This window comes from Aquirufa sp. A-Brett2-W8, from assembly GCF_054558755.1.
Window position 1 is genome coordinate 144,618 of sequence record NZ_JBPXKS010000005.1, and the last position, 26,350, is coordinate 170,967.

The 26,350-nt window shown below is 42.9% G+C and carries 25 protein-coding genes; 19 read left to right on the forward strand and 6 right to left on the reverse strand.

Annotated elements, in window-relative coordinates:
• Nucleotides 1–16: 16 nt before the first annotated feature.
• Nucleotides 17–586: a YqgE/AlgH family protein gene (locus ACST13_RS05775; protein ID WP_459522268.1), complete on the forward strand. Its 570-nt coding sequence runs from the start codon at nucleotides 17–19 to the stop codon at nucleotides 584–586.
• Here the strand turns inward: ACST13_RS05775 and recG are convergent.
• Nucleotides 583–2,682 carry an ATP-dependent DNA helicase RecG gene (recG, locus tag ACST13_RS05780; protein ID WP_459522269.1) on the reverse strand — a complete coding sequence of 700 codons (2,100 nt, stop codon included), beginning with the start codon at nucleotides 2,680–2,682 and terminating at the stop codon, nucleotides 583–585. The two genes, ACST13_RS05775 and recG, sit on opposite strands and share 4 nt — an antisense overlap.
• Before the next feature lie 61 nt (nucleotides 2,683–2,743).
• Here recG and ACST13_RS05785 point away from each other — a divergent pair, with 61 nt between their 5' ends.
• From ACST13_RS05785 to ACST13_RS05800, 4 genes are read left to right on the forward strand one after another with little or no spacing between them, the layout of a single operon-like run.
• Complete coding sequence (locus tag ACST13_RS05785) at nucleotides 2,744–3,259, forward strand: NADH-quinone oxidoreductase subunit B (RefSeq protein WP_459522270.1); 516 nt, start codon at nucleotides 2,744–2,746, stop codon at nucleotides 3,257–3,259.
• A gap of 1 nt (nucleotide 3,260) precedes the next feature.
• Nucleotides 3,261–3,734: an NADH-quinone oxidoreductase subunit C gene (locus tag ACST13_RS05790; RefSeq protein WP_459522271.1), complete on the forward strand. Its 474-nt coding sequence runs from the start codon at nucleotides 3,261–3,263 to the stop codon at nucleotides 3,732–3,734.
• Nucleotides 3,734–4,609 (forward strand): glycosyltransferase family protein, encoded by an 876-nt coding sequence (locus tag ACST13_RS05795; RefSeq protein WP_459522272.1) that lies wholly within the window; start codon nucleotides 3,734–3,736, stop codon nucleotides 4,607–4,609. The genes ACST13_RS05790 and ACST13_RS05795 overlap by 1 nt, the downstream gene beginning before the upstream one ends.
• Nucleotides 4,609–5,499, forward strand: coding sequence for a glycosyltransferase family 2 protein (locus tag ACST13_RS05800; RefSeq protein ID WP_459522273.1), 891 nt, complete (start codon nucleotides 4,609–4,611; stop codon nucleotides 5,497–5,499). The genes ACST13_RS05795 and ACST13_RS05800 overlap by 1 nt, the downstream gene beginning before the upstream one ends.
• Here the strand turns inward: ACST13_RS05800 and ACST13_RS05805 are convergent.
• Nucleotides 5,489–6,394, reverse strand: coding sequence for a glycosyltransferase (locus ACST13_RS05805; RefSeq protein ID WP_459522274.1), 906 nt, complete (start codon nucleotides 6,392–6,394; stop codon nucleotides 5,489–5,491). The genes ACST13_RS05800 and ACST13_RS05805 overlap by 11 nt on opposite strands.
• A gap of 57 nt (nucleotides 6,395–6,451) precedes the next feature.
• On the opposite strand from ACST13_RS05805, the gene ACST13_RS05810 reads away from it, so the two are divergent.
• The 3 genes from ACST13_RS05810 to nhaD all read left to right on the forward strand — a co-directional run bounded on the left by ACST13_RS05810 (nucleotide 6,452) and on the right by nhaD (nucleotide 10,842).
• Nucleotides 6,452–8,287 (forward strand): ABC transporter ATP-binding protein, encoded by a 1,836-nt coding sequence (locus ACST13_RS05810; RefSeq protein WP_459522275.1) that lies wholly within the window; start codon nucleotides 6,452–6,454, stop codon nucleotides 8,285–8,287.
• Between the two features lie 97 nt (nucleotides 8,288–8,384).
• On the forward strand, nucleotides 8,385–9,587 hold the full coding sequence (locus tag ACST13_RS05815) for a pyridoxal phosphate-dependent aminotransferase (RefSeq protein WP_459522276.1): 1,203 nt from the start codon (nucleotides 8,385–8,387) through the stop codon (nucleotides 9,585–9,587).
• A gap of 1 nt (nucleotide 9,588) precedes the next feature.
• A complete protein-coding gene (gene nhaD, locus ACST13_RS05820) occupies nucleotides 9,589–10,842 on the forward strand; it encodes a sodium:proton antiporter NhaD (protein ID WP_459522277.1) in 1,254 nt (417 codons plus the stop codon).
• Here the strand turns inward: nhaD and ACST13_RS05825 are convergent.
• On the reverse strand, nucleotides 10,839–11,510 hold the full coding sequence (locus ACST13_RS05825) for a phosphatase PAP2 family protein (protein WP_459522278.1): 672 nt from the start codon (nucleotides 11,508–11,510) through the stop codon (nucleotides 10,839–10,841). The genes nhaD and ACST13_RS05825 overlap by 4 nt on opposite strands.
• Nucleotides 11,510–12,727: a peroxiredoxin family protein gene (locus ACST13_RS05830; RefSeq protein ID WP_459522279.1), complete on the reverse strand. Its 1,218-nt coding sequence runs from the start codon at nucleotides 12,725–12,727 to the stop codon at nucleotides 11,510–11,512. Before ACST13_RS05830 ends, ACST13_RS05825 begins: the two co-directional genes overlap by 1 nt.
• A 127-nt stretch (nucleotides 12,728–12,854) precedes the next feature.
• Here ACST13_RS05830 and rsmH point away from each other — a divergent pair, with 127 nt between their 5' ends.
• The 7 genes from rsmH to ACST13_RS05865 are packed head-to-tail and all read left to right on the forward strand — an operon-like array spanning nucleotide 12,855 to nucleotide 21,483.
• Nucleotides 12,855–13,769, forward strand: coding sequence for a 16S rRNA (cytosine(1402)-N(4))-methyltransferase RsmH (gene rsmH, locus ACST13_RS05835; protein WP_459522280.1), 915 nt, complete (start codon nucleotides 12,855–12,857; stop codon nucleotides 13,767–13,769).
• Between the two features lies 1 nt (nucleotide 13,770).
• Nucleotides 13,771–14,154, forward strand: coding sequence for an FtsL-like putative cell division protein (locus tag ACST13_RS05840; protein WP_459522281.1), 384 nt, complete (start codon nucleotides 13,771–13,773; stop codon nucleotides 14,152–14,154).
• Nucleotides 14,154–16,304, forward strand: a complete 2,151-nt coding sequence (locus tag ACST13_RS05845; RefSeq protein WP_459522282.1) for a penicillin-binding protein — start codon at nucleotides 14,154–14,156, stop codon at nucleotides 16,302–16,304. The genes ACST13_RS05840 and ACST13_RS05845 overlap by 1 nt, the downstream gene beginning before the upstream one ends.
• Nucleotide 16,305: 1 nt before the next feature.
• Nucleotides 16,306–17,724, forward strand: a complete 1,419-nt coding sequence (locus tag ACST13_RS05850) for a UDP-N-acetylmuramoyl-L-alanyl-D-glutamate--2,6-diaminopimelate ligase (protein WP_459522283.1) — start codon at nucleotides 16,306–16,308, stop codon at nucleotides 17,722–17,724.
• 51 nt (nucleotides 17,725–17,775) lie between these two features.
• Complete coding sequence (gene mraY / locus ACST13_RS05855; protein WP_459522284.1) at nucleotides 17,776–18,960, forward strand: phospho-N-acetylmuramoyl-pentapeptide-transferase; 1,185 nt, start codon at nucleotides 17,776–17,778, stop codon at nucleotides 18,958–18,960.
• 13 nt (nucleotides 18,961–18,973) lie between these two features.
• On the forward strand, nucleotides 18,974–20,212 hold the full coding sequence (locus ACST13_RS05860; protein ID WP_459522285.1) for a 3-phosphoshikimate 1-carboxyvinyltransferase: 1,239 nt from the start codon (nucleotides 18,974–18,976) through the stop codon (nucleotides 20,210–20,212).
• On the forward strand, nucleotides 20,209–21,483 hold the full coding sequence (locus ACST13_RS05865; protein ID WP_459522286.1) for a metal-dependent hydrolase family protein: 1,275 nt from the start codon (nucleotides 20,209–20,211) through the stop codon (nucleotides 21,481–21,483). The genes ACST13_RS05860 and ACST13_RS05865 overlap by 4 nt, the downstream gene beginning before the upstream one ends.
• A 68-nt stretch (nucleotides 21,484–21,551) precedes the next feature.
• On the opposite strand, the gene ACST13_RS05870 is transcribed toward ACST13_RS05865, so the two are convergent.
• Nucleotides 21,552–22,097, reverse strand: a complete 546-nt coding sequence (locus ACST13_RS05870; protein ID WP_459522287.1) for a DUF6580 family putative transport protein — start codon at nucleotides 22,095–22,097, stop codon at nucleotides 21,552–21,554.
• 100 nt (nucleotides 22,098–22,197) lie between these two features.
• Between ACST13_RS05870 and ACST13_RS05875 the strand changes: the two genes are divergently transcribed.
• The 4 genes from ACST13_RS05875 to ACST13_RS05890 are packed head-to-tail and all read left to right on the forward strand — an operon-like array spanning nucleotide 22,198 to nucleotide 25,361.
• A complete protein-coding gene (locus ACST13_RS05875; RefSeq protein WP_459522288.1) occupies nucleotides 22,198–23,331 on the forward strand; it encodes a 5-(carboxyamino)imidazole ribonucleotide synthase in 1,134 nt (377 codons plus the stop codon).
• A 10-nt stretch (nucleotides 23,332–23,341) separates the two neighbouring features.
• Nucleotides 23,342–23,833, forward strand: coding sequence for a 5-(carboxyamino)imidazole ribonucleotide mutase (purE, locus tag ACST13_RS05880; protein WP_459522289.1), 492 nt, complete (start codon nucleotides 23,342–23,344; stop codon nucleotides 23,831–23,833).
• A complete protein-coding gene (locus ACST13_RS05885) occupies nucleotides 23,833–24,459 on the forward strand; it encodes a LysM peptidoglycan-binding domain-containing protein (RefSeq protein WP_459522290.1) in 627 nt (208 codons plus the stop codon). The genes purE and ACST13_RS05885 overlap by 1 nt, the downstream gene beginning before the upstream one ends.
• Nucleotides 24,456–25,361 (forward strand): M15 family metallopeptidase, encoded by a 906-nt coding sequence (locus ACST13_RS05890; RefSeq protein ID WP_459522291.1) that lies wholly within the window; start codon nucleotides 24,456–24,458, stop codon nucleotides 25,359–25,361. Before ACST13_RS05885 ends, ACST13_RS05890 begins: the two co-directional genes overlap by 4 nt.
• Here the strand turns inward: ACST13_RS05890 and fmt are convergent.
• Nucleotides 25,358–26,275: a methionyl-tRNA formyltransferase gene (gene fmt / locus ACST13_RS05895; protein WP_459522292.1), complete on the reverse strand. Its 918-nt coding sequence runs from the start codon at nucleotides 26,273–26,275 to the stop codon at nucleotides 25,358–25,360. The two genes, ACST13_RS05890 and fmt, sit on opposite strands and share 4 nt — an antisense overlap.
• Nucleotides 26,276–26,350: the final 75 nt, after the last annotated feature.

The window sequence follows — 26,350 nt, forward strand, 5'->3', positions numbered from 1 at the left end:
TACTAATTTCTGCGCTATGCACCCGAATTATTCTGTGGAGGATTTGCAACCCGGTATGCTTTTATTAGCTGAGCCCTTCTTAGAGGATCCGTCTTTTCATCGTTCGGTGATTTTAGTATGTGAGCATACGAATGCCCATTCGTTTGGTTTAGTGTTGAATAATAAACAAGAAATTGTATTCGATTCTTTTGTGGATGAGAAGGTATTAGAAGATGTTCCTTTGTATTCGGGTGGGCCGGTGGATCCTGCCATTATGCAGTTTGTGCATCGCAGGCCTGATTTAATTCCGGATGGAGTCTTGATTGGGCCGGGAATTTATTGGTCGGGGAGCTTTGAAGTTGCCATCGATAAAGTCGTGGCAGGGGAGATCGGTTTCGATGAAATTAAATTCTTTATTGGCTATTCGGGTTGGGGAGCAGGGCAATTAGAGCGCGAGGTGAAAACGAATGCCTGGATTTTGCATCCTGGAAATGATAGTTTGGTTTTTGACGAAGCGCACGAATCTTTGTGGCGGAAGATTATGTATGCCAAAGGGGGTGATTTCAGAATTCTCTCCACTTATCCGGATGATCCCAATTTAAATTAAGAAATTCTAGCCCAGTTCGTGGTGTCTTTCCGTTGAGAGCGTACTTGTTCCCGGATCATTTGATAGCCTGGTTTCTCGAGATTAGGGTCCTCCTCTAAGATTTTTTGAGCAGTTTCTCTAGCCACTTTCAGTATTTCTCCGTCTTTTGCGAGATCAGCGATCATTAGATCGATGGCGCCACTTTGGCGAGTGCCCGAAATGTCCCCAGGGCCACGTAATTGCAAATCAACTTCGGCAATTTCGAAGCCATTATTCGTTTTCACCATCGTATCGATCCGTTTCTTAGTATCGGCTGAAATTTTATAGCCCGTCATCAAAAGGCAATAACTCTGTTCAGCCCCTCGGCCCACGCGTCCCCTTAATTGATGCAATTGTGATAAGCCGAATCTTTCCGCACTTTCGATGATCATAATGGACGCATTAGGTACGTTCACACCCACTTCAATAACTGTCGTGGCCACCATGATTTTGGTTTCGTTTTTCACGAAACGCGCCATCTCGATATCTTTATCAGCCGGCTTCATTTTACCATGCAAAATTCCCAAAGGTACCTCAGGGAAAGCTCTCGAAATACTTTCATAACCATCCATTAGGTCTTTGAAGTCCATTTTTTCGGATTCCTCGATGAGCGGATAGACGATGTAGATTTGGCGGCCTTTGCTTAACTCGTTTTGGATGAATCCAAAGACCTGTAAACGGTGGCTATCATAGCGATGCGTGGTCTGAATTGGCTTACGCCCCACTGGTAATTCGTTAATTATCGAAATATCTAAATCTCCATAAAGTGTCATCGCTAAAGTCCGAGGAATCGGCGTCGCGGTCATGACTAAAATATGTGGATGGAACGTTTTATTTTTATCCCAAAGCTTCGCCCGCTGCGCCACTCCAAACCGGTGTTGCTCATCAATGATGCACATCCCTAGGTTCTTAAACTGAACAGAATCCTCAAATAAGGCGTGCGTTCCCACTAAAATCTGCAATTTTCCTGATTGTAAATCTTCGTGTAAACCGACCCGATCTTTCTTTTTCACCGAACCCGTCAATTTCGCAATAGTTAAACCTAAAAGATCGGCAAACTTCTTTAAACCTTGGTAATGTTGATCTGCTAGAATCTCGGTGGGCGCCATCAGACAAGCTTGCGTCCCATTATCAATCGCCAAAAGCATGGATATAAAAGCTACAATCGTCTTTCCAGATCCCACATCCCCTTGCAATAAACGATTCATCTGCTGGCCTGATCGCATATCGGTAAAAATCTCCCGAATTACCTGTTTCTGCGCATTCGTTAACTCAAAAGGCAAATGTTCCTGGTAGAACTTAGTTAATAAGACCGCAGAGGAAAAGACTTGCCCTGGGAAAGCCACCTTGCGGATCAAATTCTGCTTAATTAAGCGCAATTGATTGTAGAAAAGTTCCTCAAATTTTAGTCGTCGTCTGGCTTGGTGAAGCCAATTTTCGCTTTGGGGTAAATGAATATGATAAAGCGCCTCCTGCTTCGAGATTAATTTAAATTGTGCGTTGACTTCCTCTGGCAAAGTTTCGCGGATATAAGGAAACGCGATCTCTAACAGATTTTTCTGCAAGGTCGCAATGGCCTTACTATCGATATATTTTTTGCGCAGTTTCTCGGTTAAAGGATAAACCGGCTGAAAATACTTGCCGGAAGCTTGCTCGCCTTTGTAGACTTCCATTTCCGGATGCGTCATCTGAAGCTGTCCATTGAAGCTAGTCGGTTTACCATAAAAGAGGTAGTCGACTCCGATATTTAGCGATTTTTCGAGCCATTTGACTCCTTGAAACCAAACAATTTCAATGCAACCTGTTTCATCACAAATTTGAGCCACGATGCGCTGGCGGTGTCCTGCGCCTATTTTTTCCTTGAAACGGATCCGACCTATGAACTGGGCGTGATCCATTTCATCCGTTATAGTCGCAATGGGATGAACAACCGTACGGTCTTCGTAGCGGAAAGGAAAATACTGAATTAAATTGCCGTAGGTAAACATGCCTAGCTCGGTCCGCAAGAGCGTCAGCTTCGCAGGGGTCATCCCACGGAGTTTGGCTAAATCAGTATCGAAAAAAGGTACGAGCGACATACACGAAAAATTTTGTGAATTTAAGTATATTTACAGAACGATTACGAAAATTACCCCAAACATGAAGAGTTTTTTAGACCAAGAATTTGAATCCGATGGCTTTGTGCTGAGCAATGTCGAAGATTTATTTAATTGGGCGAGGGCGAGTTCGCTTTGGCCCATGAGTTTTGGTTTAGCTTGTTGTGCGATTGAAATGATGCAGGCATTTGCGTCAGGCTATGATTTAGATCGTTTTGGGGTGTTTCCAAGGCCTTCCCCGCGTCAATCCGATGTGATGATCGTGGCTGGAACGGTCACCTTCAAAATGGCCGATCGCATCCGCCGTCTGTATGAACAAATGCCAGAACCTCGTTATGTAATTTCCATGGGCTCTTGTGCTAATTGCGGTGGCCCTTATTGGGAACACGGTTATCACGTGGTGAAAGGGGTGGATCGCATTATTCCAGTCGACGTATACGTTCCTGGATGTCCGCCGCGCCCAGAAGCCTTGTTAGGAGGTATTATTAAATTACAAGAAAAGATCAATCAAGAGAGTTTAGTTGCGCCATCGCGCATTTTAGCTGCCTTAAATAAATAGGATGGATTTAGCATCGATCAAAGATTTACTGCAAACGCAATTCAAATTCGAAGCCGAATGGGAAGAGGAATTGAGTCGTTTGACCCTGCCTGCAGAGCAAATTTTGCCGGTTTGCGAATTTCTTTGGAAAAATCCAGCGACGTATTTCGATTCACTTTCCTGTCTTACGGCCATCGATCAAGGACCCGAGGCAGGTAAAATGGAGGTGATTTATACCCTATATTCTATCCCAAATCACCTCACTTTGCATTTACGCGTAATCTTAGATCGCTCGTCGCCCACTATTTCCTCTATTTCATCTATCTGGAGAACGGCGGATTGGCATGAGCGCGAGGCCTTTGATTTACTAGGAGTACAATTTTCTGGTCATCCAGATTTGCGCAGAATATTGCTTCCAGAGGACTGGGAAGGGTATCCTTTGCGGAAAGATTACGTGGAGCAATCGAAATACCACGGAATTCAAGTAAAATATTGATGAAAATAGCCGGATTTACTTTTATTCGAAATGCGGTGAAGAACGATTATGCAATCGTGGAAGCTATCACGTCCATTTTGCCGATTTGCGATGAGTTTGTGGTGGCGGTAGGTGTGTCGGAAGATGAGACTTTGGCCTTAATTCAAGGTATTCCCTCCGATAAAATCAAGATTGTGGAGACGGTTTGGGATGATTCCAAAAGAGAGGGAGGTTCCACCTTCGCATTAGAGACAGATAAAGCGCTACAGGCTATTTCTAAAGACATAGACTGGGCATTCTATATTCAAGGTGACGAATGTGTTCATGAGGCTGATTTACCTATCGTCAAATCCGCGATGGAGACGAATTTAGCCGATCTCAATGTGGAAGGTTTACTCTTTCATTACCGTCATTTTTACGGTTCCCATCAGCACGTGGCAATATCTAGACGTTGGTATAGAAGAGAAATTCGGGTAGTCAAAATGCACCCCGGAGTTCATTCGTATAAAGATGCGCAGGGCTTTAGAAAAGACGGGAATAAGATGAAAGTGAAATTAATTCCGGCTCATATTAACCATTATGGCTGGGTAAAACCGCCCGAAGGCCTAAATAATAAGGTGCGCAACTTTACGCAATTCTACCACGATGACGCTTGGTTAGCCGAAAACGTGCCGGCTGATTACCAATTTGATTACGGTAATGCGGAGCGTTTGTTTCGATTTGAAGGCACACATCCGGCCGTGATGGCGGATCGCGTGGCTAGGTCTAACTGGCCTTTCTATTTTGATCCGGTCGAATTAGAAAAGAAAATGACCTTGCGCCGAAAGATTTTGCAGAAAATCGAAGACCTGACGGGTTACCGCGTGGGAGAATACAAAAACTACCGCCTGCTGTAATGGAAGAGTCGATTCAATTTTTCCCAGCTTCGAAGGCGCCAACAAAGCCCTATTTTTCCATCCTCATTCCGAGCTGGAATAATTTGGCCTACCTACAATTATGTGTGGCGGCCATCCGAAAGCATTCAACGACGTCTTATGAAATTATTTTGCATCTAAATGAGGCGAATGATGGTTCTAAAGAATGGGTCGAATCACAAAAGGACATTGCTTTTTCTTTTAGCCCTATCAATGTGGGTGTTTGCTATGCGATGAACGCGATGGTTCAGCTGGCTCGGGCGGATTATTTCCTGTATCTGAACGACGATATGTATGTCTTGCCTAATTGGGATGGTTTTCTGAAAGAAGAAATTGAAAGCATCGGGCATGCGGAATTCTTTTTATCAGCTACGGCCATCGAGCCGAAAGCACAAAGCTCTTGTTCCATTCAAGCCGATTACGGTCGATCGATCGATACTTTCAAGGAAGCTAGATTACTAGAAACCTATGCTTCTTTGCCTTTTGCAGACTGGCAAGGAGCGACTTGGCCACCTAATGTGGTGCACCGTTCTTTATGGGATAAAGTGGGAGGTTATTCGAATGAATTTACGCCGGGGATGTATTCTGACCCCGATTTTTCGATGAAATGCTGGCAGGCTGGTGTTCGCTTATTTAAGGGAATTTCGCGGAGTCGGGTCTACCATTTTGGCTCGATTTCCGTAAAACGCGTAAAGCAAAACAAGGGCTATTATCAGTTTATTCGGCAGTGGGGAATGACGTCGTCTACTTTGTCGAAATTTTATTTACGACGTGGGGATAAATTCGATGGGCCGCTTTCGCAGCGCCCGATTCCGGTTACGGTGCATTTGAAAAATCTGTACTACCGCTTAAGTCTCCCTTTTAGAAAATAGAAATCAGTAGTTTGAAGCTATAAAGGAAACTGCCCAGCGCTGATTTTCCTTTATAGGCGAGCATAGCTCGATGATGTTGTGCAACCGTTAGAAATCTTCGTGCGCGCGCCGCCATGCTAGTTAATGCAAAATCCTGAGCTAATCCCCGCAAAATCCCCCGATCCACACCTGCTGGACAGCGCTCCGCGAGTAATGAAAGTCGCTTCACAATGCGCGCATTTCGCTCCTCCCGTGTGTTATAATTCTTCTTCCCTTTGCTTAAATCTGCCCCCATCGTGTTAGAACTGTGCTGACGGTAATTCACTAAGGCTTGTGGGAAATAAACTACGCCATGTAGCGATGCGGCTGCAAACCCGAGGATATAATCATGTCCCACGTAATCTGGAAACGGCAAGGCGATGTCGGAGATTTCTCGCTTAAATAACATCGCGTGCCCCATGGCTTTAGTCCCAAAAACATAGTGTAACGCACTCGGATAATCGCATAAATGATTTCTGTCTGAGAATTTACCAGTTCGGGCGCCAGAAGCATTCGTCAAAGCAGAATCTGCATAAATCAGCGAATGCGAACCGATCGCTTCAGCCAACAAACTGATTTTTTCAGGCAACCAAACATCGTCTTGGTCCGATAAAGCAATCATATCGCCTTTAGCGGCTCTAATTCCGTTTTCGAAGGTGGCTAATAGGCCTTGATTAACGGGGTTTGCGACTACATGAATGCGAGAATCACTAAAGGCGTATTCCTGTAAAATTGCGAGAGAAGAATCAGATGAAGCGTCGTCCACAAACACAAATTCCAAAGAGGGATAGCTTTGAGCTAGCAAACTGTCCACTTGTTCTCGGAGGAATTTCTCCCCGTTATAAGTGGCCATCACAATGGAAATTAAGGGCGACATTCGGATTAGTTTCTGAAAATTGTCGTAATTTGACCAAAATTTTGATAAAAAGCCCCATTGAAAACATATTTTCGCTTATTAAACTACGCCGTTTCGATCCGCCAGTATGTGTTTCCATACTTCGGGTTTTCCTTGCTAGCGAGTTTGTTTGGCATCTTAAATTTCACCTTGCTGATTCCTTTGTTGAACGTCTTGTTCAATCAGTCTGCATTGGAAAATATTCAGATTTATCGCGTTCTACCCGATTTTTCATTAACGCCGTCCTATTTCTCCTTTTTATTTAATCACTATTTCTATGGGGCGTTGGCGGATTTTGGGCGAATCGGAGCGCTGAAATATGCCTGTGGAGCCATCATGGTTTCCGTGATTTTGTCTAATTTCTTTCGTTACTTTTCCCAAAGAGTCCTTAAAACCGTCGAAGCCGACACGATTGCTTCTTTGCGTCAAGCGGTTTTTGAGCGGGCCATACGTTTAGACTTGAGTTATTTTACCGAACAGAAAAAAGGCAACCTAATGTCGCGTTTGACAACGGACGTTCAGGAAGTAGAAAATAGTATTGGCCGCGCTTTCACAGCGGTATTTAAAGAGATATTCACCTTGGTTTTATTCTTTGTTTTTCTGGCTAGTATGTCCGTGAAACTGACCTTGTTTTCATTAATTATTTTACCTCTTTCGGGTTCAGTGATCGCAACGATAACGCGTCGTTTAAGACGTGCAGCGGGTGAAGTGCAACAGCATTTGAGCGGAATTATTAGTTTATTGGATGAAACATTTGGCGCAATGCGCGTAGTGAAGGCTTTTCGGGCTGAGAAGATGATGGATGCCCGTTTTCAGGAAGGAAATAATCGCTACCGGAATTCACTTTTGAAGATGGTTTTTCGCCAAGAATTGACTTCGCCTACTTCAGAAAGCTTAGGCGTTTTAGTCGTGACGGGGATCTTATTGTACGGTGGTAGTTTGGTAATTAGCGGAGAGGGAGAATTGACTGCGTCTACTTTCATTGCCTTTATTGCCACTTTTTCTCAGGTCATGCGTCCTGCCAAAGCCATTGCCGATGCCTTCAGTGGTATTCAACGTGGGGTGGCGTCTGCAGATCGAATTATAGAAATCCTGGATACAGAATCTGAGATCATTGCCGAAGATCCAATCGTAGAGGTGAAAGACTTCACAGATAAAATTTCCTTCGAAGCCGTTGGTTTTGAATATGTGAAAGGACGTTCGGTCTTAAAAGAAGTAAGTTTCGATATTCCCAAAGGTAAAACCATCGCCCTCGTAGGCGCGTCTGGCGGAGGTAAATCTACCTTAGCGGATCTTTTACCTCGTTTTTATGATCCATCGAAAGGCAAAATAACGCTAGATGGGGTGAATTTGAAAAATATACCTCTAGATGATTTAAGAGGATTAATGGGCATTGTTACCCAGGAATCGGTCTTATTTAATGATACGATATTCAATAACATTGCCTTTGGGACAGACGCTACACTAGCGGAAGTGCAAGCTGCAGCGAAGATTGCGAACGCGCATGATTTCATTGTAGCAGGACCTGATGGCTACGAAACGTTCATCGGTGATCGAGGTTCTAAATTATCAGGTGGCCAAAGACAACGCATATCCATCGCCCGTGCCGTTCTAAAAAACCCTCCCATTTTGATTCTTGACGAAGCCACCAGTGCGCTCGATAATGAATCGGAGAAACTCGTTCAGGATGCCTTAAGTCATTTAATGGAGAATCGGACCGTTTTAGTGATTGCTCACCGCTTGTCTACTATCCAGCATGCGGATGAGATTTTAGTTGTCCAAAAAGGTGAAATCATCGAACGCGGAACGCACGTCGAATTGATGAAGCACAAGAAAGGTGCTTATGCGGTTTTGGCACAAGGCATTACAGCCTAATTTCTGCAAATTTTATTAGCTTTTTCGTAAGCAAAAAAGTAATTTTGTATCCGATTTACATACTAAATTTATACCCAAATATTCGTTTCTAAATAACATGTCACAAGCACAATTAGCCCAAAGAATTCAAGCATTAGATGAATCATCCACTTTAGGGATGACGAAAAAAGCGCGCGAACTAGCAGCTCAAGGTCACAAAGTAATCAGTCTTTCCGTAGGAGAGCCCGATTTTAAAACACCTGCTCACATCTGTGAAGCAGCTAAAAAAGCAGTTGACGATGGTTTTCACGGGTATTCACCAGTGGCAGGTTACCCAGACTTGCGCATGGCAATTGCAAATAAATTAAAGCGTGATAATAACTTGGAATGGGGTTCCGAAAACATCGTCGTTAGCACGGGGGCAAAGCATTCCTTAGCGAATGCGATCGCAGCCTTGATAAATCCAGGTGACGAGGTAATCGTTTTTGCGCCCTATTGGGTTTCTTACTCTGAGATGGTCAAATTAGCGGAAGGCAAAACCGTAGTTGTTCAAGGTGCTTTTGATAATAATTTCAAAGTAACTCCGGAGCAATTCGAAGCAGCGATTACGCCTAAAACGAAAATGGTCATGTTCGCATCGCCGAACAATCCAACAGGATCAGTTTACACAGAATCAGAGTTACGTGATATCGCAAATGTAGTCGCACGTCACGAAAATATATTCGTCCTAGCGGATGAAATTTACGAATATATCAACTTCACCCAAGGTGGTCACTTCTCGATCGGTTCTATTCCAGAAATCAAGGAGCGTGTGATCACGGTGAACGGTGTGGCGAAAGGCCATGCCATGACAGGTTGGAGAATCGGATTCATCGCAGCAGCGAAATGGATCGCTGACGGTGTGGAGAAATTACAAGGTCAAGTGACTTCAGGCACGAACTCCATTGCTCAAAAAGCGGCAGTAGCAGCTTTCAACGGAACATTGGATCATGCGTATGAGATGAAAGCGGCTTACGATCGTCGTCGTAAATTAGTGGTGGAGAAATTACGTGAGATTCCAGGATTTAAAGTGAATATGCCAGAAGGTGCCTTCTATGCATTCCCTGATATTTCTTACTATTTCGGTAAAACAGATGGTAAAACAGTAATTAACGATTCGGATGATTTCTGTTCTTGGTTACTAGCAGATGCCTTTGTGGCGACTGTTGCTGGATCAGGATTCGGTGCACCAGATTGTATGCGTATTTCAACCGCTGCAGCTGACGAGCAATTAGTAGAAGCTTGCGACCGCATTAAGGCGGCCGTGGCTAAATTAAAATAAGATGGGAATCGCGTCCATAATTATCTTCATTTTGGGCTATTTAGCCATTGCTTTCGAGCATACATTGAAGATAAATAAGACGGCTACAGCCTTGGTTACAGGAGTACTTATTTGGACACTCTATGCGATTTCGAAAGGAGATGCCTCCGAATTAGGACATCACCTAGCCTCTACCTCAGAGATTTTATTCTTCTTACTAGGTGCAATGACGCTAGTCGAATTAGTAGATGCCCACCAAGGATTCTATTTCGTTTCTCGATTAATCAAAACAGAAAAGGTGATTAAACTGCTATGGATAGTAGGTTTGATTACCTTTTTTATGTCTGCCGTATTAGATAATTTGACCACTGCGATTGTGATGGTTACCCTATTGCGTAAGTTGATAAGCAATAAAGAAACCCGCAAATACTTCGTCGGAATAGTCGTGATCGCTGCGAATGCGGGTGGCGCCTGGTCGCCCATCGGAGATGTAACAACGACTATGTTGTGGATAGGTGGCCAAATATCAGCCTCGGGCATTATTCAAGGTTTGTTTTTACCTTCTTTACTGTCACTCGTTGTTCCTTTAGCAGTTGCTTCCTTTGTGTTGAAAAAGGAATCAATAGGAAAGCCAGCTGCGCTTGAAGCCTTAAGTGCGACAGATGAGCGCGATGGTAAAATCATGCTTTTTGCGGGTTCAGGCTCTCTATTAGGCGTTCCCCTATTCAAGACTTTGACTCATTTGCCACCCTACATGGGCATTTTGCTAGCCTTGGGGCTTGTTTGGATACTATCTGAAATCCTGCATTCAGAAAAAGACGAGGAGGCGAAGAAGCACTTAAGTGTAGGTTATGCGTTGACCAAAATCGATACATCTAGCATCCTCTTTTTCTTAGGAATCTTATTAGCCATAGGTGGTCTAGAATCCTTTGGTTATTTGCATGCGCTTTCAGATCAATTAGCCCATTATTTGGGTAATCAGAATCTGATTATCACGATCATCGGCTTAGCCTCAGCTGTGGTGGATAATGTGCCTTTAGTCGCTGCCACGATTGGCATGTATTCTTTAGTGGACTTTCCGATGGATCACGAAATGTGGGAATACCTGGCCTTTTGTGCCGGTACAGGAGGAAGTATCCTTATTATAGGATCCGCAGCCGGAGTCGCTGTGATGGGAATGGAGAAGATCGAGTTTGGCTGGTATTTGAAGAAAATAGGCTTTCTTGCCCTCTTAGGTTATTTCGCCGGAGCTGGCCTATATCTTTTATTGCATTAAAATCCGATCACTACGCTCGCGCCATAATACGCTGGAGCGACTTGAGGAGTCAAGGTAAAACGATTTAATTTTTGCCATTGATGACGCACTTTCGGATAAAGAATATAGGCAAGTTCTGCCGAGGCGATACCAATCGCTGATCCCATTAAAACATCCGTTACCCAATGTTTATTGTTAGCGATGCGCAATGCTCCAGTAGCAGTAGCTAGTGTATAACCTGCGATGACGAACTCAGGGTGTGTATCCCGGAATTCATGAGCTAAAACGGTAGCTCCAAAAAATGCAGTTGCCGTATGTCCTGAAGGAAAGGTATTTTCCTCGCCATCTGGTCTTGCTTCTATTACCAAGGCTTTTAAACCCTGCGTAGTGGCCACATAAATTCCGGTACCTAAAAGAAAGACTCCCGCCTGATCGAAGGCCTCTTCCTTATTCTTGAATTCAGCCATATTCAAGCCAACATAAATAGCAGCAGGCCCATATTGAATATAATCGTCTAAAGGAGTAACATGCCCCTGAGCAACAATATTTGTCTGTATTTGTTTGGCAAAAGGATTGTAGGTTAATCCACTGGCAATACCCAAAGCGAGCGGAGTTTTCCATTTCTTAAAAGAAGGTTTCTCGGCCTGAACAGCAAAGGAAATCAAACAAAGGAGGGCGATGATTCTCATTATTTTTCTGCTAAAAGGCTTTGGATAGTTTGTTCAAAATCGGAGATCCAATCCGCATAATATTTCCCCGTTCCTGGTCCAGAGAAACCCGTATGAATTTCTCGAACGATTCCCTTCTTATCGATGATAAAAGTGGTGGGGTAGCCATTCATTTGGTTTAACATAGGAAGTACTTGAGCAATGGTAGTATCATCTGGAGTTCCGGCAAAAAGTAGGGGATAGGTGATGCCAATTTTCTTTTGGAAATTATCCATCTTAGGTCCAGAAATTTTCATATCTAGTGAATACTCAAAGGCTAAGCCTAAAACCTCCACCCCTTTATCTTTGTATTTCTTGTAAAAGGGAGCTAAATACCTTGATTCATCCAAACAATTAGGACACCAAGACCCCATTAATTCAATAACAACAACCTTGTTTTTAAAGCGCTGGTCTTGTAGGCTAATTTGTTCCCCTGAAGTAGTGGGTAATTTGAAATCGATGCGATCAAAACCTGGCTTCAAAAAGCTTAATTTCTTCAAATCAGGTAATGCAGCAGCAGGATCAAACTTTGCTTCCACTGTTCTTACGCCACTTAATCCAGAGGTATATTTCCCAGTTAATTGAGACCCTTTTATTTTCGCTTTTAACATATTGACACCGCTACCGTCAAAATAACTAAGTAATAAGCTGTCACCACTTACATTTCCTTGTAAAAATCGGTAGTCTCCCGAGGTGCGTAGGAATGTACCAGTCACTGCAGATCCTTTTTGTTCGAACACTCCCACGCCTGGGCTGTGATTAGTGGCATCGCTAAAAAAATCGGCCATCCATTTTCCGTTTACATTTATAGTAGCCGGTTTTAAGTTTAGAAAACGATCTGCTGGTCCTGCAAGTGCTGTAACTGCTAGGCGATAAGCCGTTTTTCCATTTCTTTTTTTGACGAAATAACCGCTCATTTCTGTCGTTTTTGTCACAGAAAATACTAATTCTGAATCATATAGATCTAAGGGTAATATGAGTGAATCTGCTCTAAAAAAGGAATTGCCTAACGAGAATTTTTCAGCACCGTTGATAATTTTAATATCTAATTCCCCTGCTTTTACCGCTTGATTTACTTCGAAATGAATCGGTAAAGCACCTCCGTGCGTCGAAATTTCAGCCCGCCAAAGTCCTGTGACAGGCACTTGAGCAAGGCTCAAAAAAGGAGCAAATAAGAATGCAAATAAGGTCTTTTTCATAGGGTAATCCAGTTGGCGTTTGAGCAAAGATACACGTTCGAAACTTGTCACAAAAAAAAGCGTGACAAATTCCTAATTTCATGGCATAGGCGATGTATAATTTGTATTTTTGTTTTCAACCAAAATTATGTCTGAAAACACCTACCATACCTCTGTCATGTTGCACGAATGCATCGATGGTTTACGCATTAATCCAGCGGGAACCTACGTGGATGTGACCTTTGGTGGTGGAGGACATTCGAAGGCGATTTTAGCTAAATTAGGGCCGGAAGGAAAATTGTTTTCTTTTGATCAAGATCCGGATGCCTGGGAGCAGGCTGAGAAGATCGACGACGAACGTTTGACCTTAATAACGGCTAATTTCCGCTATTTAGAGAAGTATTTGCGTTTGCATCGAGTGAAAGAAGTAGATGGAATTTTGGCGGATTTTGGGGTATCCTCCTTTCAATTAGATGCGCCAGAGCGTGGTTTTTCGATTCGCTTCGATGGTCCATTGGATATGCGCATGGGCCCCTCGGCTTCGATGACTGCGGCGGAATTATTGAATGGATATTCTGCCTCGGAATTGCAGCGAATTTTAGGGATGTATGGGGAGGTGAAGAATGCTAAAACTTTGGCCCAGGCTATCATTCAGGCCCGTACGACAAAACCCTTAGTGACAACGCAAGAATTTAAAGAAATTTTGAATAAATTAGCTCCTAAACACCGGGAGTTTAAGTACTTCGCCCAGGTCTTTCAGGCGATTCGCATTGAGGTGAATCAAGAGCTAGCGGTGATTGAGGAATTTTTAGCTCAAGCGCCTACGGTTTTAAAGCAAGAGGGCAGACTGGTGATTATGTCTTTTCATTCCTTAGAGGATCGCTTAGTGAAGAATTTCATCAAAGCAGGAAATGTGCAAGGAAAAGAAGATAAAGATTTATTTGGGGTAGTTCATCGGCCTTTAGAGTCTGTAACAAGAAAGCCGGTAACAGCCTCAGAAGAAGAATTAAAGTTAAATCCGCGCTCGAGAAGTGCGAAACTAAGAATAGCGTCTAAATTATAATATGGCAACACCGATCGAACCTACGGAAGGAGGACCTAAACGAATTTCTACCCCTAAAAAGGAGGGGATATTTGATTCCATTTTCAATATCGACTATTTCACAGGCGGGGAATTGCCCGTCATGTGGGTAAAGCGAATCGCTTTTGTAGCCTTATTGACCCTTATCAATATCTATTACTCGATGTTAGCGGATGGTAAATTGCACCAAATTCAGAAAGAAAAGAGTGCTTTAGAAGAAGATCGTGCTGATTATACCACCCAAAAGGCAGAGTATATGAAGGTGAGTAAACAAACCAATTTAGAAGAAACACTTAAGCGTTACCAAATAGGTGTTAGTACGCTGCCTCCCACTAAAATTATCATACAAGTTAAAAAAGACCAATAATGGCTAAAGAGAAAAGACCTAACATTCGGGGTTTAATTGCTAGACGTTTTTATACGTTCTTTATCGTCATTTTAGCGGTATTCGCGTATTTGCTCTTTAGCTTGTACAAGGTTGTGGTACTAAAAGGGCCTAAATATCGCTCGGAGGCGATGGCTACCTACGTGAAGAAACGCAAGATTGAGGCGACGCGTGGTAATATCTATTCGGATGATGGCAGTGTATTATCCACTACCTTACCTAAATACCGTTTGGGTATGGATCCCTCGGTTTTAACAGGCAATGCGAAAGCAGATGAATTTTACAAGCAACATATTGATGGTTTAGCTGCGGCCTTATCTAATTTTTTTAAGGACCGCACAGCGGATGAATACAAAGAAAAAATTTCAGCAGCCAAAAACAGCGGTAGAACCTACCTATTATTGAATAACCGTTTATTAGACTTTCAAGAAAAGAAGAAAATATTGAGTTTTCCTTTGTTTAAAGAGGCTAAAAATTCGAATAAATCAGGGGTTGTTTTCGATAAGATCAATGTACGCTATGCGCCTTTTGGTCAAATGGCTTATCGAACAGTGGGCTATTTAAAAGATCTTCGTGATAAGGGTCGCGTGGGTATTGAGAGTAGTTTTGATACAGAATTACGGGGCGTATTTGGAGAAGGGATGTATGAAAAAATGGATCAAAATACCTGGAGACCAGAACCGGGGGATGATCCTATTTTGCCTGTGGCGGGAGTGGATTTGCACTCAACTTTAGATATTAATATCCAGGAAATTGTGGAGTCAGCCCTCTTAAATGGGATGAGAACATTCAAAGGAAGATATGCGGTGGCGATCGTAATGGAGACATCCACAGGTAAGATAAAGGCCTTATCTAATTTAGCGGAGAATCCCCTCTCATCTACTGGATATTCCGAAACCTATAATTATGCTTTGTTAGAAGCGCGTGATCCAGGTTCCGTTTTTAAATTACCGTCTATCATGGCCGTTTTAGAGGAAAAAGGATATCCTTTGACTAAAATGGTAAATACGGGGGATGGTAAATTTCGACTTTATAATGGGGTGATGTCTGATTCTCATCCGTTGGGAACCATCTCTTTAGAACAAGTGATTACAAGTTCTTCTAACGTAGGGACGATGACATTGGTTCAGGAGGCTTTCGGGACTTCTAATAACGAAAAGTTTTACAATTACTTGAAGATATACCACTTGATTGAGTCCTTGGATTTTCAATTAAAACCAAGCCCTAAGCCTGTTTTCCCCGTACCTGCAAAATGGGATGGATTGCAATTGCTTTGGTCTTCGGTAGGGTATTCTACGCAGTACACTCCATTGCAAATTTTGGCATTTTATAATGCGATTGCGAATAATGGATACTGGATTCAGCCATTGATTGTGAGCAAAGCCACCCGTGGAGACGAAGTGGTGCAGGATTATACCTTATCTCAAGTACGGGATTCTAAACCTTTATGTTCGCCCGAGACCTTACAAAAATTAAAAATTATGTTAGAGGGAGTAGTCACGAAGGGGACTGCTAATAATATTAAAGGGTCTGTTTATGGTATCGCTGGGAAAACGGGTACGGCGCAACGAACAATTACGGGTGTTAAGGGGTATAAAAAGGGAAATTATTACACCACTTTTGCCGGTTATTTCCCAGTGAAGAATCCAAAATATACGATGATTATTGCAGTCGATGAGCCTAAGGGTAGTGCTGAAGGTACTTATGCGAGACAAGTTACGGCTCCAGTGTTCAAGGAAATATCAGACCGAATCTATTTACGTGATATGAAATTGCAGCAAACGCTTCGTGGTTATTTGCCGGATTCATTGAACAAAAATAAGCTATCCAATACCCTTCATCCGGCAGACCAAAACATCTTATTCTCTCACTTAGGGCTCCCTAAAGTAGAAGAGAATGGACAATGGTTGAATTTTAATTTGGAGAAAAAAACGATAAGGAATCAGGCCATCACCATGACACCTAAAACGGTACCTAATGTAGTGGGGATGAATTTGCGTGACGCTTTGTTCGCATTGGAAAACAAAGGCTTGAAAGTGCGCGCGAATGGTTTTGGGACGGTAACAAATCAATCGCTTGTGGCTGGTTCTGCCGCGGCGAAAAATAGTTTAGTCTTTATTCAACTGCATTAAAATGACGCAAATTTCCCTATTTCCAGGTGCTGAAATCGAAAATTTGTGTTTTGATTCGCGAAAAGCGGTGGCCGGTTCTGTATTTTTTGCCATTCCAGGCACCCAAGTAGACGGACATTCTTTTTTACCTCAGGTTTACGAACAGGGCTGCCGATTATGGGTAGTTGAAAAGACCCCCACAGAGGTTCCATCAGATGTGTTATGTATTCAAGTTCCCGATTCGAATGCGGCATTAGCGGAGGCAGCAGCAGAATTTTACGAACATCCCTCTAAGAAATTACAACTAGTAGGAATAACAGGGACGAATGGAAAGACGACTACAGTTACGCTTCTTTTTGAATTGTTCAAACGACTCGGGCATCGCTGCGGTTTGATATCCACGGTAGTGAACAAGATAGAGGATAAAGTTATTCCGTCTACTCACACGACGCCAGATGCCTTGAGTTTGAATGCTTTATTGGCGGATATGGTGGCCGCAGGATGCAGCCATGCCTTTATGGAAGTGAGTTCTCATGCGGTAGTTCAAAAACGCATTCATGCCATTCAATTCAAGGGGGCTATTTTTTCGAATATTACCCGCGATCATTTAGATTTCCACGAGACTTTCGACGAATACATTAAGGCCAAAAAAGGTTTCTTCGATGCCCTTCCCGCATCTTCTTTTGCCTTAACTAATGTAGACGACAAGCGCGGAATGGTGATGTTGCAGAATACGGCCGCTAAAAAATACGGCTATGGTTTATTAAACGCGGCGGATTTTAAAGCAAAAATAATTAGCAATGGCGTGGGAGGACTTCAATTAGAAATAGATCACCAGCAAGTGCACGCGCAGTTAATTGGAACGTTTAATGCCTATAATTTACTAGGAATTTATGCGGCGGCACTTTTGTTAGGGGAGGAATCACATGAAGTATTAATTCAGATTTCAGCTTTGAAAACAGCTCCTGGACGATTTGAACAAATGGCAGGGTCTAATCGGAAAATGGGGATTGTGGATTATGCACATACCCCGGATGCGTTAGAAAATGTATTGAAGACGATTCAAACGATTAAAGATATATCGCAACGTGTCATCACAGTGGTGGGATGTGGAGGAAATAGAGATGCTGGGAAACGGCCAATTATGGCAGAATTAGCGGCAAAATACAGCGATGCTGTTGTTCTGACTTCAGACAATCCACGTAAGGAAGATCCGGAGACGATTTTGGATCAAATGGAGGCAGGCATTCCAGAAAATCTAAAGTCCAAGGTACATCGCTTATCTGATCGAAAAGAAGGTATTTTTTATGCAGTAAGAGAGTTAGCAAGCACAGGAGATATTATTTTGGTGGCGGGTAAAGGCCATGAAAACTACCAAGAAATTCAAGGTGTAAAATACCACTTTGATGATAAGTTAGTCTTAGCAGAGGCATTCAACTAAGTTTGAATTCCCCTTGTTTTTTTGCAATTTTATAAATTAAATCCCTTTTGCATGCTTTATTACCTCTTTGAATACTTAGATAAGACCTTGAATATTCCTGGCGCGGGTGTATTTCAATACATCACCTTTCGGGCATTTGCTGCGATTATTACGTCTTTAGGTATTGCTGCCATTTGGGGAAAAACGGTTATCTATCGTTTGCAGCGCTTGCAAATCGGAGAGGAAATTCGCGACTTAGGTTTAGAAGGCCAAATGGCCAAAAAAGGCACCCCTACGATGGGAGGCTTCATTATTTTGTTGTCTTTGCTTATTCCTACCTTACTTTTTTCGAAGATTACTAATGTATATATCATCTTATTAGTGACATCTGCTATTTGGTTAGGCGCAGTGGGTTTTGTGGATGATTATATCAAGGTTTTCAAGAAGAATAAGGACGGTTTATCGGGTAAATTTAAGATTATAGGCCAAATAGGATTAGGTATCATTGTGGGTTTAACGATGTATTTTAACGAGCATATTAAGGTGCGAGAGTATGCTGCGGATGGCTCTTTTATCGACCACAAGTCGCTTTTAACGACGGTTCCTTTTATGAAGGATAATCAGTTCGATTATAACATGTTATTGCCTAGTTTTATTCCGGATGAATACGTCTGGATCGTCTATGTTTTGGTGGTTATTTTCATCATTACTGCTGTATCTAATGGGGCGAATATTACGGACGGAATTGATGGATTGGCTGCTGGAACATCTGTCATCATTGGTATAGCTTTGGCGATTTTAGCCTACGTATCTGGTAACAAGGTGATATCGCAATATTTGAATGTTATGTTTATTCCTAACTCAGGGGAGCTCGCCGTTTTTTGTGCGGCCTTCGTGGGGGCATGTATCGGATTTCTTTGGTATAATGCCTACCCGGCTCAAGTTTTCATGGGTGATACGGGAAGTTTAATGTTAGGCGGAGTAATTGCGACCTTAGCCATTGTGATACGAAAAGAAATGTTGATTCCAGTCTTATGTGGGATCTTCCTAATAGAAAACATGTCCGTCATTATTCAGGTGGCTTATTTTAAATATACCAAACGCAAATATGGGGAGGGCCGGCGTGTCTTTTTGATGTCGCCTTTGCACCACCATTTCCAAAAGAAGAACTACCACGAATCCAAGATCGTCTTTCGTTTCTTGATCGTGGGAATCATCTTAGCGGTCTTATCATTAGTCACTTTAAAATTGCGTTAATCGCAAAGCTGTTTTGAGTCAAATTACTTTAGTTCCACGTTCGTCGTCCTTTTCTGAAATTATTCCTTTGCCTGCCTCTAAGTCGGAGAGTAACCGCGCCTTAGTCATGAATGCCTTAGCGAAGGGAGCGATTGAGAATTTATCCAATTTGGCGGAGGCGCGTGACACGCAAACGATGATTCGGCTCCTATCGGAAAATGGGTCAGAAGCGGATGTATTGGATGCAGGAACAACGATGCGATTTTTGACGGCCTATTACGCGGTAACAGGAGCTTCTAAAAAGATGACTGGGACACCGCGCATGTGCGAACGCCCCATCGGAATTCTAGTGGATGCATTGCGTTCATTAGGTGCTGATATTAGCTATTTGAACCAGGACGGTTATCCTCCGATGCAATTGAACGAATTTTCCTTTCAGGGAAAGCGCGAAATTTCCATCCGCGGGGATGTGAGCTCGCAGTTTATTTCGGCGATTTTGATGGTGGCACCTTTGTTACCAGAGGGTCTGAAATTGCAAATTACCGGGGCTTTAGGATCGAAACCTTATATCGAAATGACCTTGGCTCAGATGAAGCATTTTGGTATTCAGGCTCAAGCGGATTGGGCGAATGGAACCATCGATATTCCATCCCAAACTTATACCTTACAGCCTTTCGCTGTCGAATCAGATTGGTCTGGAGCCAGTTATTGGTATTCAATGGTGGCTTTGTCACCCTTTGAGGATAGTTCCTTGGAATTACTAGGCTTGAAGGAAGATTCCTTGCAAGGGGATTCGGCGATCAAGGCGATGATGGAACCTTTGGGAGTGAAAAGCACCTACACGGGTCGCGGTTATTTATTGACCAAAATCCCAGCGCAGACATCCCTCGCCTGGGACTTTACCGATTGCCCGGATTTAGCTCAAACCATTTGTGTGATTGCCGCGGTAAAAAACATTTCCTTAACTCTAACAGGTTTAGAATCCTTGAAGGTGAAGGAAACGGATCGAGTAGTAGCCCTGCAAAATGAATTGAAGAAATTAGGAGCTACTTTAACAGAAAAAGAAGCGAATCACTTGTACGAAGTAAAGGGAGATTTTGCGGCTGTTTCTACCATCGAACCTATCGAAACCTACGACGATCACCGAATGGCGATGGCATTCGCACCGGTCGCTATGCAAAAAGAAATTACTTTATTAGATCCTATGGTAGTGAATAAAAGCTACCCTAGTTTTTGGAAACATATATCTCTCATTTTAAAATCAAACCTATGAAAAAATTAGTAACACTTGGTTTTAGCCTGTTGGCCTTTGCTACTTTTGCCCAAAAAACGATTCTGCATTGTGGATCTTTGATCGATGTAAAAACGCAGACGGTTTTGAAAAACCGGACTATTGTAGTGGAAGGAAAGAAAATTATCGCAGTTTCGGACGGCTTTTTAAGTCCAGCAAAAGGCGATGTGGTTATCAATTTAAAAGATAGAACGGTGATGCCGGGCTTGATCGATTCGCACGTGCATCTTGAATCAGAAACGAATCCAGGAGCCTATTTAGATCGTTTCACGAAGAATCCAGGGGATGTGGCCTACCAAGCTTTGGTCTATGCGAAACGTAATCTGATGGCCGGTTTCACTACCGTGCGCGATTTAGGAGGCACCCACGTGGTGATTAGCCTTCGCAATGCGATTAATAAAGGTTTGGTAGAAGGCCCACGTATTTATACGGCGGGAGTTACGATCGGTACAACGGGTGGTCACGCGGATGATACGAACGGTATTAATGAAGCATTTAAGAAAGATTTAGGTCCCGAGGATGGAGTGGTGAATGGTGTTGCGGACGCGGCTAAAGCGGTGCGTCAGCGCTACAAAGAAGGCTCTGATTTAATTAAAATTACGGCCACTGGTGGCGTTTTAAGTTATGCTAAAGACGGTTCAGGGGCCCAATTTACGGACGAAGAAATACGTGCGATTGTTCAAACAGCTAAAGATTACGGTTTCAAAGTAGCCGCTCACGCCCACGGAAAAGAAGGTATGAAGCGCGCAATTTTAGGTGGTGTTACCTCGATCGAACACGGAACGTTCATGGACGAAGAGGTGATGGAATTAATGAAGAAGATGGGGACCTATTATGTGCCTACGGTTATTGCCGGACGTTCCACAGCAGATTCATCTAAGATTCCTAACTACTACCCGGAAATGATCGCTAAGAAAGCAGCTGCCATTGGACCGGTTATTCAAGGAACCTTTGCTAAAGCCTACAAAGCTGGGGTGAAGATTGCGTTTGGTACGGATGCTGGTGTATTTGGCCATGGAAAGAATGCGTTAGAGTTTGTGCTGATGAATGAAGCGGGAATGCCTGTTTTAGAAGCGATTCATTCGGCAACAGTTACTGCAGCAGATTTATTAGGCCAAAGTGATCTGATCGGATCCATCGAGGTCGGAAAGGCGGCAGACATCGTTGCTGTGCCAGGGGACCCAGTGGCTGATGTGAAATTAATGACGAAGGTAAACTTTGTCATGAAAGACGGGAAAGTCTATAAGAACTAAGAGATTCGTATAAATAAAAAGGGTCGGCTCGCAGTTGCAAGTCGACCCTTTTTTATTTGCCTAAGTGATTAGCGCAATGCCGGCACTTGTTTTTTCAATACTTCAAAAGCTCCGAAGAACAATCCAGAGAATAAGAATTGACTAACGATGGTATTCTTTAAGAATGGAATACCTGCTGCGTAGCAATTCAATAATCCAGCTATATCCTTCGTGTAGGCAATTTCAGATCCTGCCCAAACGGCGAAATTAGAAACTAAGAAAAAGCCCATAGCTGCTGCGATATTCGTTCCGATGAAACGAGAGGCGCTTGCTGTGGTATTTCGGCCCAGTAAAGAGATAATTGCAAATAATCCCATGTGAACTGCATCAATTCCTAGAGAGAATCCTGGAAAAAAAGCATCATATAAGGTATTGTTTAAAATCAAATTTGATCCCCAAACCGCTAGTAGCGTCCACGCCATCGCTTGTTTGCGATTTTGCAGATAGGCTCCCACAAAAAGGGCCATAGAAGCCATTGGAGAGAAGTTTGCCCAGCCTGGACCGGCTAAAATTAGTAAACGACTCGCGATAGCAAGTAGGATGAATGCGATAATCGTGGTATTTCTTTTTGTCATGAGTCTTGATACGTATTCAGCAAGAATATTTTTTCTCGATGTCTAAATAATTTCCAAAGGTAAAACAAAAGCCGTAATTTTACCCATTGAATACGAATTTATGTCTAAATCACTTCCTAAAATCGGATTGTTAGGCGGCGGCCAGCTAGGTCGTATGCTTTTGCAGGCTGCTATCGACTTAGATTTGCAGATTGCCTGCCTTGATCCAGATCCAGAAGCATCCTGCCATACCTTGACAAGCCAGTTTACACAGGGCTCTTTCCAGGATTTTGACACAGTTTATGCATTTGGGAAGCAATTCGATTTAATTAGTATTGAGATTGAACATGTGAATATCGAAGCTTTAGAGCAATTAGAGGCCGAGGGAATCAAGGTGTATCCGCAGCCTCATTTGCTTCGGATGATTCAAGACAAGCGGATCCAAAAGACTTTTTTCCAAACCCATGGCTTCCCTACGGCTGATTTCAGATTAATTGAATCTTCGGTGGAAATCGCCGCCAACGAAGATTTCCTTCCTGCCTTTAACAAGCTAGGCAAAGGAGGATACGATGGAAAAGGCGTTCAATACATAGGAACGGCAGCGGATGTTTCTAAAGGCTTTGACGCTCCCGGTTTATTAGAGAAGGCCATTGATTTTGAAAAGGAATTAGCGGTGATTGTGGCACGTAACCCACAAGGAGACATAAAAGCATTCCCAGCAGTGGAGATGGTTTTTCATCCAGTCCAAAACCTGGTCGAATTCCTTATTTCACCAGCGGCAATATCGAAAGAAATTGAAAAAGAAGCGGAGGATATCGCGGTGAGTTTAATTGATAAAATGGGATTAGTTGGCGTTTTAGCGGTAGAGATGTTTTTGACCAAAGACGGTAAAATTCTCATCAATGAAGTGGCTCCTCGACCTCACAACTCAGGACATCAAACCATCCGAGCTAACGACACCTCACAATACGAGCAGCACCTTAGAGCGATTGTAGGATTACCTTTAGGGGATACGAAAGCACATAGCTTCTCCGGAATGTTGAACTTATTAGGAACCGATGGTTTTACTGGACCAGCAAAATATGAGGGTCTAGATACTATTTTAGGCATCTCTGGCGTTCATCCGTTTTTATATGGAAAGAAAATTACGAAGCCTTTTCGTAAGATGGGGCATATTACTTTAGTAGGGGAATCTCGTGAAGAGATCGAACAAAAAGCTGAATTGGTTAGAAAAAGCATACGCGTAATCGCATAAATTGATAGCTATGGTAGGAATTATAATGGGCAGCAGTTCTGATTTAGGAGTCATGCAAGATGCCATTCAAGTTTGCAAGGATTTTGGTGTCGCTTATGAAGTGGACATCGTTTCTGCACACCGCACGCCGGTGAAAATGATGAACTATGCCCAGCAAGCTAAGTCCCGCGGAATCCAAGTGATTATCGCAGGAGCAGGTGGTGCGGCACATTTACCGGGTATGATTGCTTCAGCCACGATATTGCCTGTCATCGGTGTTCCCGTTAAATCATCTAATTCCATAGATGGTTGGGATTCCGTTTTATCTATCCTGCAAATGCCGAATGGTGTCCCGGTAGCCACTGTGGCCTTAAATGCATCCAAAAATGCAGGATTATTAGCCATCCAAATGTTAGCCATTTCAGACGCTTCTTTGGCAGATAAATACACGGCTTTTAAAGCAGAATTAGAAGATAAGGTGGCCGAAATGAGTCAAGAAACAAAAGGTAAATTTCCAAAATAATGAGCGAAAACGAAGAAAATAGCAAATTGCCCCTGATTACGTTGGGCATTCTTTTATTAACCTTGGTGGGCTTAATCGCCATCGGTTTTGAGCACTTTGTTAGTCCTGATAAAGATGAATTAATCAGGGCAGAGAAGTTTGTAGAGCCGGAGGAAGACGTTTTAGCGGAATCAGTACAAGTGGTCATTGATTCGACTGTAGATGCGGCGGATTCGCTAATTGTGCCGAAGGATTCATTGATAGGTAAATCTGAGGAGGAAGAATTAGCCGAACAAAAGAAAGAAGCGGAGGCAGAAGTTGTGCCGGAAGTCGCAACACCTTCAGGCAAATCTCATGCTGTAACAGTAGAAAAAGGAGAGACTTTTTCCGCAGTAGCAAGAAAATTCGGCTTGAAAATAGATCAATTAAAAGCGTTGAATCCAGGGGTTAATCCAGACGGAATAAAAAGTGGATCGACTAAGTTAAATGTACAGATTCAGGCGATTCATACCGTAGGTCCCGGGGACATCATGCGTAAAGTGGCCGAAAAATACGGCGTGTCGAAGCAAGCCATTATGGATGCGAATCACAAGAAAGATGACATCACCCTTCGCGGAGAAGTGCTCATCATCCCCTTGAAAAAATGATTATAATAGGGCTTTTGCCTCTTTTTTGGTTCCTTTTTGGCTTATATGAGCAAGATGCTGAGCATCGCGTTTGTGAGCCTATGTCTTTAAATTCATTGGATTGGGAGGAATTTAAGTGGCTTTATAAGCAACAAGATTCCACTTACTCTGCCGACTCGGTAGCCTCGTATGTATTTATTCGGATTAATCCGGATGGGACCAGGGAAACGCATGAAATAGAGCAATTACATCAGCCTTGGACCGAATTATTGCAATCAGAGATTGATTCTTTTGAACTTAAAAGGGACAGCTTGATTAAGCGAATTCACTATCCTTATCGTTTGCGCTATACCTCCACGACCCGTAATAAGAAACAGCAATTGGCCTTGCAGAGAAGAGGCTTTTCGAAGGCCTTTATTTCCTTTCACAATTTTGGTTTAGCGGCAGATGGGGCAATTGCACGAAAGGGGAGACATTTGCGTAGGGGGGCTATTTATGATCAGTATGGGGCCAAAGCAAAGGAAATAGGCCTGTTTTGGGGCGGAGATTTCGTAGGTTTCCCAGATCCAGGGCATATACAAGCTTTTTATAATAGTGCTAAACTATTGCAGAAATATCCTGCATTAGCTTTAGAATATGAGCCATTTAAAAACGCTTATGAGCGGAATTACTTCTCAAAATTGGACATGGGCAAAGAAGAATTAGTCGAAGATTCGCGGGATTTATTAATTGAAATGAATAAGCTGCGCGAGAATAAACCTTGCGCCTGCTCCCAAGCAATTCCGTTTCCTAGTTCTGCTGCAGACCTTCAGTTGAAGCCTTATACGGTAACTGTTTTAGCGAATTTGAAAGAGAAGTATATCTTTATTCAGAAAGGCTCTTTTGGGTATTTTTATACTACGGGACGGTGGAAATTAAACTAAAAGGTATAGTTATATCCGCGCAAAAATTCATCGATTTTCAATCGTTTTTTCCCCTCCATCTGCCATTCAAGTATGTTAATATACCCATCGGAGCAACCGACTCTTAGGTAAGTTTTTTGGTCCGTATCCCAAACCCCCACCCCTAAATCAGGAATAATTTCTGGATTAAATTCGACGGCAATCAGCTTGCAATTTTTGCCCTGGAAAACCGTATGTGCTCCAGGAAAAGAGTGCATGCCGCGCACTAGGTTGACAATGTCCCTGCCATTGCGTGTCCAATGAACTTCGCCCGTGCTACGTTGCAGTTTAGGTGCAGATTTAAGTTCCGCTATTTCTTGTTGTGGTGTGGGATGGATATCACCAGATTCGATGGCTTTAGCGGTTTTTACCACTAATTGACCTCCCATATTCATTAATCGCTCGTATAATTCGCCAGTGGTATCCTTTTCAGAAATGGACTCTTTCTCTTGAAATAATAAATCCCCGGTATCGATTTCCTGTTGCAAAAAGAAGGTTGTGATGCCTGTTTCGGTCTCCCCATTAATAACTGCCCAGTGAATAGGAGCCGCGCCTCGGTACTGAGGAAGCAAAGAAGCGTGTAAATTAAAGGTGCCTAAGCGAGGCATATTCCAAACAGCTTCTGGAAGCATCCGAAACGCCACAATAATTTGTAAATCTGCTTGAAAGGAGGCTAATTCTTGTAAAAATACGGGGTCTTTTAATTTTAGAGGCTGCAAAATGGCTAGGCCGCAAGATTCAGCGTAGACTTTTACCGGAGAAGATTGAATTTGTTGTCCTCGGCCGGCGGGTTTGTCTGGCGCCGTAACTACTGCGACGACATCCATTTTTGCCTCGACTAAGGCTTGTAAACTAGCTACAGCAAATTCTGGTGTTCCAAAAAATATAATCCGCATGCCTGATCTTGATTGTTTGTGGAATCCGTCTGATTTTTTATTACCTTTGTCCTATACAAAACAACAATTTCGTGC